Source organism: Bradyrhizobium sp. USDA 4532, from assembly GCF_024171315.1.
GTDB classification, from domain to species: Bacteria; Pseudomonadota; Alphaproteobacteria; order Rhizobiales; family Xanthobacteraceae; genus Bradyrhizobium; species Bradyrhizobium australafricanum.
Genome location: NZ_JALJZN010000001.1, coordinates 4,811,813 through 4,826,147 on the forward strand (window position 1 = coordinate 4,811,813; position 14,335 = coordinate 4,826,147).

Consider the following 14,335-nt stretch of genomic DNA (forward strand, 5'->3'; position numbering starts at 1 on the left):
GATCTCAGCCGGACGATACTAATCTCAGCCTGGCCCGCCTCACGGGCCAAAATTGATTGCCTTGCACCTTGGAAATTAGCCGGTCTCGACCGGCGCACCCCACGAGGAAGCAAACCATGGCCAATTCCGCACCGGTCGTCACGATTGGTAACCACAGCCTGTTGTACAATCAGTGGCAAAAAATACAGCCATGGCTCACTTATGCCGACTCGGACGGCAATCCCGCGCAGAAATTTCAGTTCTGGGACGGCGGCACAGCTGCGAACAGCGCCTATTTCTGGACTTCCACCAACGACCATTGGGCCGCCAACACGACGATCGAAGTTTCGGCCTCTGACCTCTCCGACGTGTGGGTGCGTGCCGGCGCGGTCGGCGGCACAGAGACACTGTGGGTACGCGCTTTCGACGGGACCGATTGGGGTAACTGGACGTCTTTCACGCTCACGACGATTCCAAACACTGCGCCGGTCGTTACGGTCCCCGACGTGCAGCTGCACACCAATACATGGACGCAAGCCAAGAATTGGCTGACCTACTCCGATGCCAACGGGGATGCAGCCACCAAATATCAATTCTGGGACAGCGGCACCTCCGCAACAAGCGCCTATTTCTGGACTTCCACCAATGACCATTGGGCTGCCAACACGACGATCGAAGTGGCGGCCGCCGACCTGGCCGATGTCTGGATCAAGGGTGGCTCGACAACCGGTGCCGAGACGTTCTGGGTCAGAGCGTTCGACGGAACAGACTGGAGCAACTGGGACAGCTTCACGCTGACGTCGGCCAATACTCCGCCCGTCGTGACAGCCGGTGATCATTCCATACATATCGATCAATGGGTCACCGTCGACAACTGGTTGACCAAGACCGATGCCAATGGCGATGCGATCACGAAGTACCAGTTCTGGGATAGCGGCACCGCCGCCACCAGCGCCTATTTCTGGACACCCGACAATTCCCACTGGGCTGCCAACACGACGATAGACGTTTCGGCTGCGGACCTCGCCAATGTCTGGATCCATGGCGGCTCGACAACCGGTTCCGAGACGATGTGGGTAAGGGGATTCGACGGAACGGAGTGGAGCTCCTGGGACACATTCACCGTGACGTCGACGCCAAACACGGTCCCCGTCGCGACCATCAACGACCAGTCGCTACACGTCAATCAATGGGTCAAACCGCAAGGCTGGCTCACTGCCAGCGATGCCGAAGGTGACACGATCACCAAATACCAGTTCTGGGACGCCGGCGCGGGTGCGACCAGCGCCTATTTCTGGACACCCGACAATTCCCACTGGGCTGCCAATACGACGATCGACGTTTCAGCATCCGATCTGGCCAATGTGTGGATCAAGGGCGGCTCGACGACCGGTTCCGAGACGATGTGGGTAAGGGCATTCGACGGTACCGCCTGGAGCAATTGGGACAGCTTTAATCTGACGTCGACCAATACTGCTCCGACCGCGACGATCAACGATCAAACGCTGAACGCCGCGCAGTGGGCGCAGCTCGTCAACTGGACGACGGCATCCGACACTGACGGCGATGCAATCACCCAATACCAGTTCTGGGACGGTGGCGGGGCTGCGACCAGCGCCTATTTCTGGACGCCCGACAATTCACACTGGGCGTCCAGCACGGTCATCGACGTCTCGGCGTCCGACCTCGCCAATGTATGGGTGCGAGGTGGCACCGCGGCCGGTACCGATTCCATGTTTGTGCGCGCTTTCGACGGAACGAGCTGGAGTGCCTGGGACAGCTTCACCGTGACCAGCCTGGCAAACCACGCACCCGATGCCTCGATCAGCAATCAGACCTTGCATGTCAACGAGTGGAGCCAGGTCGGCAACCTGGTGTCCTATGCTGACGCTGACGCGAATCCCGCGGCCGCCTATCAGTTTTGGGATGGCGGCGGCAACGCCAACAGCGGCTATTTCTGGACCTCTGCGAATTCCCATTGGGCAGCCAGCACCGTGATCGACGTCAATGCCGCCGACCTCGATGATATCTGGATGCGTGGCGGCGCCACCACCGGCAGTGAGACGATGTATGTGCGCGCCTATGATGGTATTGACTGGAGTGCGTGGCACGCGTTCACGCTCTCGACCATCGTCTAGCTGCCCCGGCGTGACGTCGTGCGGACATGCGCCGGCGTGTCGCGCCGGCGAATATCGGGGGGTACGACCTAACTTGGCGTGAAGATCACCTTGCCCTTGAATGCCGCCGCCTGCGCGATCGCCTGTGAAAAATCCTCCAGGCGATAGGTGCCGACCACCGGCGCGCTGATCGCACCCGATGCGACCATCGGCACCAGATGGTCGTACATTCCGGCCAACGCTTCGTCCGTCGCAGTCTTGCCCCAATGACCGAGCCAGAAGCCGCGCACCGACACCTCGTTGAAGATCACGCTCAAGGCCGAGCCGGAGAACGGCTGTCCGCTCATCGCGCTGTAGATGACGAGCACTCCTTTTGGCGCGAGGCAGTTCATCAGGTTCAAGGCGGATGAGCCGCCGACCATGTCGAGCGCCAGCTGGATCGGCGCCCCACCCGTTTCCCTGGCGACGCGCTTGGCGAGATCCGGCCCGTCGAGCAGCACGATATCGCCGCCGACCGACTTGACCTCGTCCACGACGTCCTCGCGGCGGACGATGTTGACGGTCTTGAGCCCGAGCGACTTGGCGATGGCGATCACCGCGCGCGCCGTCGCCGAATTGGCGCCGTTCTGGATCACCCAGCCGCCGGGCGGCACTTTCACGAAATCGGTCAGCAAGAGATAGGCGGTGGCCGGATTGACCCCGATCATGGACAGTTGCTGGACATCGGCATTGTCAGGCAGCGCACGCTGCCATGATGCGGTGAATTTGACCCGCTCAGTCCAGGTCGGGACCGTGAAGGGAATCAGCGTGCGGTCGCCCTCCTTCAGATTCCTCACCTGCGATCCGGCGGCAACAACCCGCCCGACGCCCTCGATCCCGAGCGTGGCCGGCGGTGACGGCAGATAGCCGTAGCGCCCGGCGATGATCATGAAATCCGAATTGTTGATCGGCGCAGCCTCAACCGCGACCACGATCTCGTCGGGGCCGGGGCTGCCGACGTCCAGCACCTCGTTGAGCTTGACCACGTCCGCTGCACGTCCGAACGCAACGACCTGAACCGCTTTCATGGCGTCATCTCCCGATTTCGTTATGTACTTCTAAGTACAGAATATGGATTGCGTCAATAGCCGGACCTGCCTTCACAGCAAGTTGAAGGCTTCACATCCGACGCGGGAGTACATAAAAGATGGGATATGGCAAGGCCGCGCAGCTTCGATCCGGACGATGTCCTGGAAATCGCCCGCCAGATGTTCTGGCAGAAGGGCTTTCAGGCGACTTCGCTCGACGACATCACGGCGGCGAGCGGCGTCGCGAAACCCAGCCTCTATGCGGCGTTCGGCGACAAGAACGCGTTGTTCCTGAAGGTGCTGGACCGCTATCACGACGGCATCCTCGGCTGGGCCGAGCGCGTGCTGGCGCAGCCGGGGCCCACGCGGGACGTCATCAGGCAGTGGCTTACCGGCTTCATTCCCTATTGCTCGGGCGAGAAGGGACAGCGCGGCTGCCTGTCGATCAATTCCGCGACCGACGGCTCGCTCGACCAGGTCGAGCTCCGCAAGAGCATCGAGCGCTACAACCGGCGGCTCGAAGAGCTGCTGCGCGCGCGGCTGCGCACCGATCGCGTCCAGTTCAGGAAGGGCTTTGACCCCGACGTCACCGCCCACACCATCATGGTGGTGCATGCCGGACTGCTGGCGCTCGCGCACCAGAGGCCGGATTCGAAGCAGGTGAAGGCCGTGATCGACCAGGTGATGAGCCTGCTCGCCTGAGTTTGTCGGCACCCGGCCTTCCGGCAGCCCCCGCGCGCTCTCACGATTGTGATTATATGACGATTATCATCTGATTGATGTCCTGATCTCGATGACCATCTCCGGGCTGGCTGTCATGGGCTTTCCGGATTTTGGGGATCAGATGAACAAACGGTTTTGGCGTGCGGCAATCGTTCTAGTCACCGCCCTGCTGGCGAAGCCGGCGATCGGGCCGGTGCAGGCCCATGATCACGGGCATCCCGAATTGAACGCCTGGTATGAGAGCCTGCGCACCGTCAAGGGCCCCTGCTGCGACGGCAGCGACGCGAAGCGTGTCGATGACGCCGATTGGGACACCAAGGACGGCCACTATCGCGTCCGGCTCGAAGGCGAGTGGGTCGACGTTCCCGATGAGGCCGTCGTCGCCGGACCGAACCGTGCCGGCCGCACCATGGTCTGGCCGTATTATCTGGACGGGCACCCGAGGCCACGCTGCTTCATGCCGGGCAGCATGGGCTGAGTGCCCGCGAAAGCGCTATGCGCCCGGTTCGGTCACAGCGCGAGCTGGATCCGGTCCTCGCCATCGCCCTCCGGCTTCGCCGGCACGGCGCAGCAGATCAGCACCTCGTCATCGCCCACCTTTGCGGTGGGCTGCTTCACATAGGTCACGGCGCCTGCCAGCAACCGCGTTCGGCAGGTTCCGCAATTGCCCTCCCGGCAGCTGAAGGCGGGGCTAAGGCCGCGCGCTTCCGCCAGTTCGAGCAGCGTCCCCGCCTCCGGCGTCCAGCGCGCCTCCTTCAACGAAGTGGTAAAGGCGACCGGGACCGGCGTTGTCGCCGGCGGTCGCCGCGGCGGCGCTGCGGTGACGAGGTCGGGCTTCCGAACCAGCGATGAAGGACCGAATGCTTCGGCGTGAATCCTGCCGTCGGCAATGTTGTAGCCGCGCAGGGCGTCATAGAGCGATTGGGTGAACCGCGGCGGTCCGCACAGATAGAAGTCATAGTCGTTGAACGGCAGGACGCGCGACAACAGCGCCATGTCGATCCGTCCGGCCGCGTCGTAGTCTGTGCCCTGCTCGGCGCCGTCGACATCGCCGAGGACGCGGACGATCCGCACCGCGCCGCCGGCGGCATCCACCAGCTGCTGCAATTCATTGCCGAACGCGCGGTCCTGTTTCGCATGCGCGGCCTGGATCAGGGTCGTCGGCCGGATGCCGCGGGTGCGCAACCCTTCATAGACCACGTGGCGCAGCATCGCGAGCAGCGGCGTGATGCCGACACCGCCGGCGAGCAGCACCGCGGGCCGCTTCTCGCGCGCATCGATCGCGAAGGCGCCAGCCGGAGCGCGCGCTTCGATGATGTCGCCGACATGGATGGTGTCGTGGAGATGCTGCGATACGACACCGTCGCGCTTCACGCTGATCCGGTACATGCCGTCCGACGGCGCGACCGACAGCGTGTAGGTGCGGATGACCGGCTTGTCGATACCGGGCAACGAGAGACGAATCGGCAAATGCTGTCCCGCCCGGTGCGGAAGCAACCCCGCGCCGTCGTCCGGCTGCAAATGAAACGAGCGGATCGATCGGCTCTCGTCGACGATCCCAGTGACCTTGAACGGCCGCCACTGCGTCGCGCGCTCGGCGGCGCGGATTCGGTCGGCGGTCTGCACCCAGTCGCCGGTCATCAGCGAATTCGGCGACCAGCCTTCGGCCCGGAACGCCCAGCGCAGCGGCAGCGCGCCGCGCCGGCGCACCACGCGGCGGGCACGGAAGCTCCACAGCCGCTCGGCACCCTGAAACGCCGCGATCTCCGGCGAGTCCAGCATCACCTCAGCGTCACCGCTCAGCTGCAGCAGGTCGCCGGTTTCGAAATCGACAAACACCAGCCCGGCCTTGCCGTTGACGAGGATGTTGCCGAGCGTGTTGAAGAACAGATTGCCGGCGAAATCGGGAATCGTCAGCGTGCCGTCGTCGGCGACGCGGACGAAGCCCGCCCGGCCGCCGCGATGCGAGACGTCGACCTGGCGACGGTCCTCACGCTCGGCATAGGACGCCACGAAGAACGTGTCGGACGCCTTGATCATGTCGCGCGCGGCCTGATCGAGCGTCGTGCTCGCCTCGATCTCTCCCGCGAACGGTTCATCCGGCGCGCGCACGAAGGCGAAATCGCGCAGCTGGATGTACTGCGGGCAATTGCCAAAGCTCTGATCGAGCTCGAAGCTGAGCGCCTTGCCTGATGCCGCGCGCAGCAGCCCGTTCGCACGGTTGCGGCGCCGCGTGTGCAGTTCGATTCCGAGCAGTCCGATCGCATCGCCCGCGCGCATGCCTTCGCTGACGGGATCGCTGGCGTCAGGCCGCGCATCGATCTCGAGGCTGCGCGGCGTCGGCGAGGAGATGAAGCCCGGCCGGCCGGCCAGCAGCGAGGCCCAGGCGTCGCCGCTTCGGTCCACGCTGCCGACGACGATGAAGGGAATCTGCGCGAAGAAATCGCGATGCTGGTCGGGCATGAAGTCGCGCACCGCACGCTGGCCGACGGCCTCCATCTTCTCGGCGACACCAACCTGCTGCTGGATCGCCTTTTCGCCGGCATGCCAGGTCGCGAGCTTGCTCTTGGTTCGTCTGTCGCTCATCGTATCGCCCTCCCCTTCGGGGGTTGGACGGGCGCGCCCGACGGCACGCCCGGTCAGCAGGTCACGCGGCCGCCAGACCGACTGGGGTCTTGGCGAAGGCCACGAAGCCCGGCAGCGCCTCGATCCGGCGCAGCCACGCGTTGACGCGCGCATAGGCGGAGAGATCGACATTGCCTTCGGGCGCGCTGGACAGATAGCTGTAGAGCGCAACGTCTGCGATCGTCGGCGCCGCGCCGACCAGCCAGTCGCGCCCGGCGAGATGGGCTTCGAGCCGCTTCAGCAGAACATGCGCCCGCGCGATCACGTCGTCCGGATTGTGCTTCGCGCCGAACACGGTGATGAGCCGCGCCGCAGCGGGCCCAAACGCAAGATCGCCGGCAGCAACCGACAGCCAGCGCTGGACCGCGGCAGCGCCCCTTGCATCCTGCGGCAGCCAATCGGTGCGGCCGAGCTTGGTCGCGAGATAGACCAGGATCGCGTTGGAGTCCGGGATGATTACGCCGTCATCGTCGAGCACCGGCACCTGGCCGAACGGGTTGATCGAGAGATATTCCGGCCGCTTCTGCGCGGCGGACTTGAGGTCGACGTCGACCAGTTCGTGCGGAATTTCCAGCAGGGACAAAAACAGGCGCGCGCGGTGCGCGTGGCCGGAGAGAGCGAAGTGATACAGCTTCATGTGCCGTTCCTGATGTGGTGGACGGGTTCATTCCCGATCGCCAGCTCAAGGTGGCCCATTGCAGCGGTTATTATAATTGCCGTCGACGGTACTTCATTATTGCATAAATCGCAATAACACCTACTTGCGTCATGGCCGGGACTGTTCCTGCCACGACGAGGCCCTCGGCGGCGCACACGGTCGCGCGAACTGCGCCAACCTAAATCTCGACGATCACGTAGTTGTCCTCGATGTGCACCGGGAACGTCTCGGCAACATACGGCCCCTTCTGCAACTCGGCGCCGCTCTCGACCGCGACCGGATAGGAGCGGATCCTGAACCGCTTGGGATCGAACCAGGACTGCCCGTTGCGCATGTCGAATTCCCAGCCGTGCCACGGACAGCGCAGCATCTCGCCGACCCGGTCGCGCTGATAGATGCCGGGCTCCGGCGAGGTCAGGCGCGCGACGCAGGCCGCCTTCTCCAGCGGCGCGCCTTCATGCGGGCAGCGATTGAGCAGCGCGAAGAACTCGCCATTGACATGGAACACGACGATGTCGCGGCCCTCGATGCCGAACACCTTGTTGCCGCCGGCCGGAATCTCACTGGTGCGCGCGACGATGTGACGGGTCATCTGTGTCCTAGAATTTGTAAACCGCGCGGGCGTTGGCATTGAAGATCTTGCGACGCTCGGCGTCCGTCAGCGGCGTCTTGAAGGCGTAGCGCGCGTCGTCATAGTCCCAATGCGGATAGTCCGACGAGAACAACAGCCGGTCGATGCCGACCCATTCGATCAGCTGCCGCAGGTGCCTGGCTACATCCGGTTCGTCGATCGGCTGGGTCGTGAACCAGAAACGCTCCTTCACATATTCGCTCGGCCGGCGCTTCAGATGCGGCACCTCGCTGCGGAAGCGTTCGAAGTGCTGATCCATCCGCCACATCGTCGCGGGAATCCAGCCGAAGCCACCTTCGATGAACACGATCTTCAGTTTCGGGAAGCGCTCGGGAACACCTTCCAGCACCAGGCTGGTGAGGTTCGAGGCCACCGTGTGCGCGTTCGACTGATGCTCCTCGCAATAATAGGACGGCCAGCCGCCGCCGGTCGAAGCATGCCCGCCATAGCCGCCGACATGGATGCCGAGCGGCAGATCGAGCTCTTGCGCGCGTTCATAGATCGGCCAGTAGCGGCGGCGGCCGAGCGGCTCGTTGGCACGCGGCGAGACGTTGATCTGGATGTATTCGCCTGATTTGGCGCAGCGCTCGATCTCGGCGAGGCCGAGGTCGGAGCCATCCTGCCCGACCAGGATCGAGGCCTTCAGGCGCGGATCGCGATGAGCCCAGAACGCCAGTTGCCAGTCGTTGATGGCGCGCTGGATCGCGGCGCCGAATTCCAGATTCTGCTGCGAGAAGATGAAGAGATCGAGCACCTGCAGGATCCCGAACTCGACGTCGAAGGGATCGAGATGCTGCTTGCGCATGAAATCGAGGTCGGAGCCGGGCACGCCGCCGGTCGGCGGCCAGGCATCGCGCCGCGCGATCAGCGGCGAGGAGCGCGGATACGGCGTGGTGCCGATATAGGGCGTGCGCAGATGACTGCCATATTCCTTCAGATGCTGCTGCCAGCGTTTCGGCAGGAACTCGTTGAGGTCGCTGTGCGCGTGAAGGCTCGGATGGATGTCGCAGTCGATGATCTTCAGCCGCGTCGCCGCGGTCTTCTCCTGGTCGAGCATCGGGCGATCGATGACGTCACTCATGCGATCCTCCTTTTTGTTTGCGCATGTTCTTGTCGGAAAACCGGTTCCCACTTTTCCGGATCATGCGCGCGAATTACGAATTCAGCTTCAAACGCGGGAACGTTTCAATCGGGTTGTCTTCGCACATCCGCTTGATGATGCTGTCGGGCAGATGCGGCGGGATCGGATCGTCGCCGTCGAACTGCCAGTGCGGATAGTCGGATGCGAACAGGAACATCTTGTCGGAGCCGATCTGATCGATGATGTCGGCGACACCTGTTGCGTCCAGCGGCGCGTCGAACGGCTGCATGGTGACGCGGAAATGGTCGCGGATGATCGCGGCCGGCTCGCGCTCCACCCACGGCACCTCGACGCGCACGCCGCGCCAGGTCTTGTTGGCGCGCCACATGAACGCCGGCAGCCAGCTGACGCCCGACTCCATCAGCACGACGGTCAATCCGGGATACTTCCCGAACACGCCCTCATAGATCAGGCTCAACGCCTGCGCCTGGAACGCCTGCGCCTCGGCGAGATAATATTCGTAGCGGTAGGACGGCCAGCCGATCGAGCTCGGCGCGCCCCGGTAGGCACTGCCGGCGTGGATCGCGATCGGAAGCTTGTATTTCTCCGCGGCCTGATAGATCGGCCAGTAATGCCGCCGGCCGAGCAGCGTCTCGCCCTGCGAGGGCACCAGCACCGAGACGAAGCGATTGTCGCCGGCCCTGCGCTCGATCTCCTCGACCGCAAGGTCGGGCGCCTGGATCGGCACCACGATCGAGGCGCGCAGCCGCGTGTCCCTGGCGAGCCACTCGGCCGCGATCCAGTCGTTGATCGCCCTGCAGAAGTCCGCGGCCATGTAGGAATCGAACACCGCCTGCGCGCCATAGACGACGTTGCAGATCGCGTGGCTGGCGCCGAGCTGGTCGAATGCGCCGCGCTGCACCATGGCAAGATCACTGCCGGGCTTGCTGCCGTCCGCCGGCCGCCAGTCGGCGCGGCCGGACAGCGGCATCGACGGCGGATAGGAATTGAGGTCGAGCCCATCGATGGCGCGGCTGACGACCTGTTCCTTCCAGTGATCACTCAGATAGGGCAGCAGCGTGGTGCGCGTTCCCCCCACCGCGGGATGGATGTCGCAGTCGATGCGCGTGGCCGCCATGGCGTTCCCCGGATTGATCTTCTTGTCGTCGTTGTTGGCGGCATCGCTGCCACGGATCGGACTGTGACGCCGATGGCGCGATCGTGCAAGCGGGTCCACGCGGGGCCGCCCTGCCCTGTGCGCGCACCGCACCTCACGCGAAGTTGCGGGATCGCCTATGAATGGCGTCACCTGTTCAGGCCGCGAGATGTGCTAGCGATTCCGCGCCGCGGAAAGCGCGGGCACCGGGAGACGGGAATGAGACTGGGCCGACTGACGATCCTCGCATGTTCATTGTTACTGGCCTCGTCGGCCACATGGGCCGCACCCGCGACCACCTCGGGCTCGGTCGCGCTGGCGCTCGCCGGCGTGGTGGCGCCCTATTCGCCGTTGCCGGCCAAGGAGAAGAAGGCGGTCGCCGCGTTCTTCAACGGCGACAGCAATGTCTCCTATGCCAGCAAGATCATCGTCACCGCCGACAAGGTGGTCTGCCGCGCCAGCAATGTCGACATCACCTCGCGTTCCTGCGCGCTGACCTTCGGCGGCAACACCCACACCGTGAAGGGCAGCGAAGCCAACGCGATCTTCGCCACTGTAGCGCTGGCCGGCGTGCCGCCCGACGGCGCCGCCGGCACGATCTACGAGGCATTGTCGAAGCTGTCGTGCACGTTCGATCCAACAGTGATCAAGGACAAGGCCGGCGGCGGCGCCGACTGCAGCTTCGAGCCGGGGAATTAGTCCCGCTCAATCTCCCTGCACGGCGACGCCCAGCCTCGCCGCGACACGGCGCGCAGTCTCTTCCCGCTGCTCCGTGATCGCGCGCACGGCCTGGCGCGACTGCTGCAGGATTTCGGGTGGCGCGGTCTCCGGCGTGCCGCTGTCGAACGGCGGCTCCGGCGCATACACCATATAGAGCTGGATCGCGCGCGCGGCATCGTCGCCGCGCAGTTCAGCCGCGAGCCGCAATGCGCCATCGATGCCTGCCGTGACTCCGGCGGCAAAGACGAAGCTTCCGTCCACCACTACGCGCTGGTTCACGGGCGTAGCGCCGAACAACGGCAGCAGATGAAACGACGCCCAATGCGTCGTCGCCCTGCGCCCCTTCAGCAGGCCGGCCGCTCCGCAGATCAGCGCGCCCGTGCAGACCGAGAAGATGCGGCATGCCCCCGCCGCCTGCCGGTTGATCCAGCCGAGCACCTCCGTGTCCTCCATCAGGGCTTGCTGACCGAAGCCGCCCGGCACATGCAGCACGTCGAGCGGCGGCGCATCGGCCAGCGTCGCATCCGGTGTCAGCCGCAATCCCTTGATGTCGCGGACCGGCTCGGCGGTCTTGCCGTAGATGCGGTAGGTCGAATTCGGAATCCGCGACAGCACCTCGAACGGCCCGGTCAAATCGATTTGGTCGACGCCTTCGAACAGCAGCGAACCGATCCGCAGATGAACATCGTGAGCGATCATCGAACTTCCCTCGAACTTTCCTTGCGCTATGGACAAAGCGAATCTAGCGCGGCAGGTTTCGGCGATGACGCCAACCAGCCCACGTTTTTCGCCAAACCGCCGCCGCTCGATCGAAGTGCTGGCATATCCGGCTGTGCAATTGCTCGACGTCACCGGGCCATTGCAGGTGTTCGCGTCCGCCAATGCGCTGGCGGCCAAGGCTGGCAACGCCGAGCCATATGAAGTCCGCGTCGTTGCAAAGGATGGCCCGAACGTTGAGTCATCCGCCGGCGTCGGGCTCGCGGTGCATCCGCTGCCCGCGATCGGCAGCCCGGTCGACACGCTGGTGATTCCGGGCGGCGACGGCGTCAACGCCGCGGCGGCCGATGCCGTCCTGGTGGACTGGGTGCGCGAACGCGCCGAGCAGGCGCGCCGCACCGCATCGGTCTGCACCGGCGCGTTCCTGCTCGCCGCATCGGGCGTGCTCGATGGCCGGCGTGCCGCGACCCATTGGGGATTTTGCGCAGAGCTCGCCGAGCGTTTTCCTGATGTCCGCGTCGAGCCCGATCCGATCTTCGTGCGCGACGGTTCGTTCTGGACGTCGGCCGGCGTCACCTCCGGCATCGATCTGGCGCTGGCGCTGCTGGAGGAGGATCTCGGCCGCACGGCGGCGCTTGCCGTCGCCCGCTATCTCGTGGTGTTCTTCAAGCGGCCGGGCGGACAGGCGCAATTCAGCGAAATCCTGTCGCTGCAAGCCACCGACGACAGGTTCAGCGCGCTGCACGACTGGATCAGCAACCATCTGGCCGGCGACCTCTCGCTGTCGACGCTGGCGAAACAGGCCGGCATGAGCGAGCGCAGCTTCAGCCGCCATTACGCCGAAGCGACCGGCTTGACGCCAGCACGCGCAATCGAGCGGCTCCGGGTCGAGGGCGCGCGGCATCTGCTCTCGGAAACGCGCCTGCCGATCAAGCGCATCTCACAGCGCTGCGGCTTCGGGTCGGAGGAAACGATGCGGCGCAGCTTCCTGCGCCTGCTGTCGACCACGCCGCAGGACTATCGCGCCAGGTTTGCGCTCTGACGTGCACGGCCGGCCGCGCGGTCGACGTGCAATGATTGACGCCAGGCGAGACCGTCTCAGCCGTTCCAGGCATATTCCTGCAACGCCGCCTCCAGCGGCGGATTGGTGACGCTGCCGGTGTAGTTGGTGATGGTCGACGCCGCCACGATGGTGATCACCTCAAGCACGAGATCCTTGTAGAACCCGGCAGCCAGGAATCGTTCGATCTCCTCGTCGTCGAGCCGCCCACGCTTTTCGATCAGCGACCGCGCCAGCGTCGAGAGCGCGCCGAGCGTCTTGTCGGCAGGCGAGCGGCCGGCACGCATCGCATCGACATCGGCCGGATCGAGGCCGGCCCGCAAGCCGAGCGCGGAATGCAGCGCGACCGCCCAGGCGCAGCCATTGGTCACCGCGTCGGTGAGCAGCACGGTCTGGATCTGCTGCTCGGTGAAGCTGCCGCCGTGAACCTTGTCGAAGATGCCGAGGAAGCTCTGGATCAGCACGGGCGACGTCGCCATCGCCGCCGCAAGGTTCGGGATCATGCCAAACCGCGCCTCGACCTCGCGCAAAGTAGGCCTCGAGGCTTCGGGGGCAGACTCGAGCGTATGGACAGGAAAACGCGCCATTGGAAATGCCTTTCGCGGTGTTGATTGAACCCGAAGCCTCCGGTCGCAACCAGGCTGTTGCGATCCGTGCGCCGGCAATCGAGTTTGATGGAGCTGTCTAACCGCGCCCGGATATGCGCGTTCGCCAAACTCCCCACATTCCGCGCCACCAGCGGCAGCGGCGACGTTCAGCCTCGTCGCGCAGACTCCACTAGCCGCCGGCACGGTCCTTCACCCGTCGCGTCACGATCCCGAGCAGGCGGCCGAGCGTGCCGGCGGCGGGGCCCTTCTTGCGCGCCAGCGCCAGCGGCGCGACGAGGCCGGTGGCGCGGTCGAGGCGGAGATAGGAGACGCCGGCGGTCTCGAGCCGCGCCATCGATTCCGGCACGATCGAAATGCCGAGCCCCGCCGCGACCAGGCTGAGCGTCGACACCATCCGCGTCGCCTCCTGCGCCACTTTCGGGCTGAAGCCCGCGGCACGACAGGCCGCAATGATGCTGTCATAGAGGCCGGGCCCGGTCGGACGGCGGTAGAGGATCAGCGGCTCGTCGGCGAGCGAGGCCAGCGAAATCCGCCGCCGCGTATCCTTGCGGGCGCGCGGATGATGGTCGGGTAACGCGACCACCATCTCCTCGTCGAGCAGATGCGTGATCGTGAGGTTCTCCAGCCGCTCGCTCGGCGCGCGCACGAATGCGGCATCGAGCCGGTCGGCCTCGACGGCTGCGATCAGTTCGCCGGTCGAGGCCTCCTCGAGCGACAGCGTGATCGCCGGCGCGCGCTCGCGCATTTCGCGCATCACGCCGGTGACGAAAGGATGGAAGGCGGCCGAAGAGGTGAAGCCGATCGCAAGCTGGCCCTCCTGGCCGCGGCTCGCGCGGCGCGCGGCTTCAACCGCGAGGTCGGCGTCGCGCAGGATCGCGCGCGCCTTGCCGACGAAGGCACGGCCGGCCGCGGTCAGCTCGACCCCGCGCGGCTGCCGGCGAAACAGCGGCGCGCCGATCGCGGCTTCCAGGGCGCGGATCTGCTGGCTCAGCGGCGGCTGCTGAATGCCGAGCCGCGCGGCGGCGCGGGTGATATGGCCTTCCTCGGCGACCGCGACGGCATAGCGGAGATGGCGCAGTTCGATCATCGGGCGATCCATATGCAACAGATATGCGAATTCCCGTATCCATATATTGGAAATTTGTCACGCGGCCAACTAGAGTCGGCTCAAGAACAAATCGAACCGGAGCCGC

Annotated in this window: 14 protein-coding genes; 5 read left to right on the forward strand and 9 right to left on the reverse strand. The window is 65.0% G+C overall.

The features are described from left to right. The first annotated feature begins 116 nt into the window (after positions 1-116). Positions 117-2,117 carry a hypothetical protein gene (locus tag J2R76_RS22015; protein ID WP_245311534.1) on the forward strand — a complete coding sequence of 667 codons (2,001 nt, stop codon included), beginning with the start codon at positions 117-119 and terminating at the stop codon, positions 2,115-2,117. 68 nt (positions 2,118-2,185) lie between these two features. Here J2R76_RS22015 and J2R76_RS22020 read toward each other — a convergent pair whose 3' ends face one another. Next, entirely contained in the window at positions 2,186-3,163 is a 978-nt protein-coding gene (locus J2R76_RS22020; RefSeq protein ID WP_076827633.1) for a zinc-dependent alcohol dehydrogenase family protein, read from the reverse strand. Between the two features lie 126 nt (positions 3,164-3,289). Between J2R76_RS22020 and J2R76_RS22025 the strand changes: the two genes are divergently transcribed. Together J2R76_RS22025 and J2R76_RS22030 are read left to right on the forward strand one after the other, a co-directional pair. After that, on the forward strand, positions 3,290-3,865 hold the full coding sequence (locus J2R76_RS22025) for a TetR/AcrR family transcriptional regulator (protein ID WP_076827635.1): 576 nt from the start codon (positions 3,290-3,292) through the stop codon (positions 3,863-3,865). 142 nt (positions 3,866-4,007) lie between these two features. After that, entirely contained in the window at positions 4,008-4,364 is a 357-nt protein-coding gene (locus J2R76_RS22030; protein ID WP_057017927.1) for a hypothetical protein, read from the forward strand. 32 nt (positions 4,365-4,396) lie between these two features. Here J2R76_RS22030 and J2R76_RS22035 read toward each other — a convergent pair whose 3' ends face one another. The 5 genes from J2R76_RS22035 to J2R76_RS22055 form a co-directional block, all read right to left on the reverse strand. Continuing rightward, positions 4,397-6,472: a pyridoxamine 5'-phosphate oxidase family protein gene (locus tag J2R76_RS22035; RefSeq protein WP_076827636.1), complete on the reverse strand. Its 2,076-nt coding sequence runs from the start codon at positions 6,470-6,472 to the stop codon at positions 4,397-4,399. A gap of 61 nt (positions 6,473-6,533) precedes the next feature. Further along, positions 6,534-7,148 (reverse strand): glutathione S-transferase family protein, encoded by a 615-nt coding sequence (locus J2R76_RS22040; RefSeq protein ID WP_076827638.1) that lies wholly within the window; start codon positions 7,146-7,148, stop codon positions 6,534-6,536. Positions 7,149-7,347: 199 nt separating this feature from the next. Continuing rightward, positions 7,348-7,761 carry a Rieske (2Fe-2S) protein gene (locus tag J2R76_RS22045; protein ID WP_141339593.1) on the reverse strand — a complete coding sequence of 138 codons (414 nt, stop codon included), beginning with the start codon at positions 7,759-7,761 and terminating at the stop codon, positions 7,348-7,350. Between the two features lie 7 nt (positions 7,762-7,768). Further along, positions 7,769-8,881: an amidohydrolase family protein gene (locus J2R76_RS22050; protein ID WP_253624932.1), complete on the reverse strand. Its 1,113-nt coding sequence runs from the start codon at positions 8,879-8,881 to the stop codon at positions 7,769-7,771. Positions 8,882-8,954: 73 nt separating this feature from the next. Continuing rightward, positions 8,955-10,019 (reverse strand): amidohydrolase family protein, encoded by a 1,065-nt coding sequence (locus J2R76_RS22055; protein ID WP_253626074.1) that lies wholly within the window; start codon positions 10,017-10,019, stop codon positions 8,955-8,957. Positions 10,020-10,256: 237 nt separating this feature from the next. On the opposite strand from J2R76_RS22055, the gene J2R76_RS22060 reads away from it, so the two are divergent. Next, the gene (locus J2R76_RS22060; protein WP_253624933.1) at positions 10,257-10,736 is read left to right on the forward strand and encodes a hypothetical protein; all 480 of its coding nucleotides are present in this window, start codon (positions 10,257-10,259) and stop codon (positions 10,734-10,736) included. A gap of 6 nt (positions 10,737-10,742) precedes the next feature. On the opposite strand, the gene J2R76_RS22065 is transcribed toward J2R76_RS22060, so the two are convergent. Next, a complete protein-coding gene (locus tag J2R76_RS22065; RefSeq protein WP_253624934.1) occupies positions 10,743-11,456 on the reverse strand; it encodes a DJ-1/PfpI family protein in 714 nt (237 codons plus the stop codon). A 64-nt stretch (positions 11,457-11,520) separates the two neighbouring features. Here J2R76_RS22065 and J2R76_RS22070 point away from each other — a divergent pair, with 64 nt between their 5' ends. Next, on the forward strand, positions 11,521-12,516 hold the full coding sequence (locus J2R76_RS22070) for a GlxA family transcriptional regulator (protein ID WP_253624935.1): 996 nt from the start codon (positions 11,521-11,523) through the stop codon (positions 12,514-12,516). Between the two features lie 56 nt (positions 12,517-12,572). On the opposite strand, the gene J2R76_RS22075 is transcribed toward J2R76_RS22070, so the two are convergent. Both J2R76_RS22075 and J2R76_RS22080 read right to left on the reverse strand, forming a co-directional pair. After that, positions 12,573-13,121, reverse strand: a complete 549-nt coding sequence (locus tag J2R76_RS22075) for a carboxymuconolactone decarboxylase family protein (protein ID WP_253624936.1) — start codon at positions 13,119-13,121, stop codon at positions 12,573-12,575. Positions 13,122-13,311: 190 nt separating this feature from the next. Beyond that, positions 13,312-14,229: a LysR family transcriptional regulator gene (locus tag J2R76_RS22080; protein WP_199805264.1), complete on the reverse strand. Its 918-nt coding sequence runs from the start codon at positions 14,227-14,229 to the stop codon at positions 13,312-13,314. Positions 14,230-14,335 lie beyond the last annotated feature (106 nt).